2 protein-coding genes are annotated in these 1,501 nt (G+C 53.0%); both read right to left on the minus strand.

The genetic code is table 11. The features are described from left to right. Nucleotides 1–101, minus strand: a 101-nt coding sequence (locus DMI82_RS19435; protein ID WP_110104291.1) for a Maff2 family mobile element protein, incomplete at its 3' end; no start/stop codon positions are given. Between the two features lie 95 nt (nt 102–196). Continuing rightward, nucleotides 197–1,501, minus strand: a 1,305-nt coding sequence (locus tag DMI82_RS19440; RefSeq protein WP_110104295.1) for a VirD4-like conjugal transfer protein, CD1115 family, incomplete at its 5' end; no start/stop codon positions are given.

Consider the following 1,501-nt stretch of genomic DNA (forward strand, 5'->3'; position numbering starts at 1 on the left):
TAGCCCTCCAGCAGATTAACCACGCCCCACACGCCAAGGCCAGCACCGAGAGCAATAACGAGGGTCTGTAAAGTGTCGATTGCAGATGAGAAAAATGCCATATAAGCCTCCATTTCTCCAGGATTTTCCCGGTAACAAAAAAGCCGCCCTTGCAGGCGGCAGGTTACAAACTTCGGGACACTTTGTCTCGAAGCGTTTATGCAAAGGCGTCTGGATCGTCGATGTCATCATAGTTGAGGATGTCCTCGTCCTCTTCCGTGAGCGCATCGTCCGGCACAGTCACCTCATACATCGTACACGCCTCGTTCAGACCGGGCCGCCTGCGGCGGTTAATGAGCCTGTCGAGGTCAAAAGCGTTTTTCTGTTTATCGGCCTCCGCTGTATAACGGTAGTTCGGATGCCGTTTCAGATCATACTTGGGAGAGAAGAACGGGGGCAGGCCACGAAGCTGCAAAATACATTTGTCTCCCGGCATGGTTGCAAGTTCGGCTGGGGTCATCAGTTCCCGGCCCAGCCGCTGGGTATTTTGACTGTAGCTTTCCGACTGACCACGGGAGCGGCTGTCAGTCTGCATACTGATTGTGGCTTTTCCCAGCCAGTTCTCGGATATTTCCTTGATGGTGCTGGCTTCGCGGCCACCGAGGAACACCACGCTATCCATGTTGCCGAGGATTGTCTCGGCGTGTTTATCGTAAATGGCCTTGCACTGTGCCAACTGTTGATACAGCAGGCAAAGACTCACCTCGCGGGAGCGGATAACCGCGACCAGCTTTTCGAGCTGGGGCACCTGTCCCGTGTTGGCTGCCTCGTCCCACAGCACCCGTACATGGTGCGGCAGGCGGCCACCGTGAACATTGTCCGCCCGTTCACACAGGAGGTTGAACATCTGCGAAAAAGCAAGCGCCACTAAAAAGTTGTAGGTCTGCGTGGTATCGGAAATGATGAAGAATACCGCCGTTTTCCGATCTCCGATGCGGTCAAGCTCCAATTCGTCATAGGCCATGACTTCACGAAGCTGCGGGATGTCAAAGGGAGCCAGCCGCGCACCGCAGGAAATTAAAATGCTTTTTGCCGTCTTGCCGCTGGCCAATTTGTACTTTTTATACTGTTTGACCGCGAAGCAATCCGGCTTGCGCTTTTCAAGCCCGGCAAACATATAGTCCACCGCGTTCATAAAGTCCTCGTCATCCTCCTTGACCTCCATGCCGGAAATCATATCCACAAGGGTATTCATATTCCGATCCTCGGCAGGCCCCTCGAAAATGATGTAGGCGATCAGAGCACAGTACAAAAGCGTTTCCGATTTCGTCCAGAATGGATCGCCTTCCTTGCCTTCGCCCTTGGTGTTGGAAATCAGGGCATCCACGAATTTCAGAATATCGGCCTCGTTGCGGATATACGCCAGCGGGTTATAGTGCATGGATTTTGAAAAATCTATGCTGTTGAATACCTTGATTTTGTACCCGCGTTTTTGCAGGAAAGCTCCGACCTGTCCCAGCAC

It is taken from the genome of Blautia sp. BCRC 81119 (genome assembly GCF_003184505.1).
Classification (GTDB): Bacteria; Bacillota; Clostridia; order Lachnospirales; family Lachnospiraceae; genus Blautia_A; species Blautia_A fusiformis.